This is a genomic window from Streptomyces sichuanensis, assembly GCF_020328095.1.
GTDB lineage: Bacteria > Actinomycetota > Actinomycetes > Streptomycetales > Streptomycetaceae > Streptomyces > Streptomyces cinnamoneus.
This window is the reverse complement of record NZ_JAIXMK010000270.1, coordinates 1-944: the sequence shown is the minus strand read 5'-3', so window position 1 is coordinate 944 and position 944 is coordinate 1. Positions and strand designations below refer to the sequence as shown.

Genomic DNA, 944 nt, shown 5'->3' with positions numbered 1-944 from the left:
CCGGGACCGGCCTAGGCGCCGGTCCCGTCCGCCGCCAGGGCGGCGACCGCCTCGATGTAGAGCTCCGCGACGGCCTCCAGCCGCTCGTCGTCGGCCCGCCGTTCGTCCGCCTCCAGTTCCAGGGTCAGCAGCCGGGTGAAGGGGTCCTGGACGAACTCCACGCGCAGGGCGGCGCCGGTGCGGACGCGGGTCTTGGCGTCCAGCAGGTGGAGCTCGGTGGCCGCCACCAGCTCCTCGAAGCCGTGGGAACGGGTGCAGGCGACGGTGATGTCGGTCGGTTCGCGGACGCCGGGGAGGCGTCCGAGCGCCGCGTACGGGAAGCAGCGGACGCCCTCCAGGGCGCGCTCCTTGTCCTGGACGGCGCGGATCAGCCCGCCCCAGCCGAGGCCGCGGGTGCGCAGCCGGTAGGGCACCACGTTCAGCTGGACGCCCACGGGCCGGCCGGCACCGCCGTCCGCGTCGCGTCCGTCGGTCTCGACGCCCAGCACGACCTCGTCACGGCCCGTCAGGGCGGTCAGCACCCGGGCGTGCACGGCGAGCAGCGCCTGGTCGAGGGTGGCGCCGTGGCCGCGTGCGACCTCCTCCAGTGCCTCCGACTCCTCGGGCGGGAGGTCGACGATGCACAGTCCCGCCGGTTCCTCGCCGGTGCCGGCGGGCCCGGCGGCCGGCCAGGGCAGGAGCGTGGGCCGCAGCCCGGCCAGCTCGCGGGACCAGAACGCGGCGGCCCGGGGGTCGTTCCGGGCGCGCCGCTCCCGGGCGACACCGTCGGCCGGCCGGTGGGCGGGGGGCTCGGCGGCCGGTTTGCCGCGGCCGCCCCGCAGGGCCCAGAAGTCCGCCAGCATCTCGGTGATCAGCACTTGCTCGCTCCACGCGTCGAGCAGGGCCTCGTGGAAGCAGACGGAGAAGAGGAACTCCCCGTCGTCCAGGAGGTACGCGCCGCAGCG

1 protein-coding gene is annotated in these 944 nt (G+C 76.4%); it reads right to left on the bottom strand.

Annotation, left to right across the window (positions count from 1 at the left end; all coding sequences use genetic code 11):
• Positions 1-11: 11 nt before the first annotated feature.
• Positions 12-944, bottom strand: a 933-nt coding sequence (locus tag LE181_RS31895) for a condensation domain-containing protein (RefSeq protein WP_225665101.1), incomplete at its 5' end; no start/stop codon positions are given.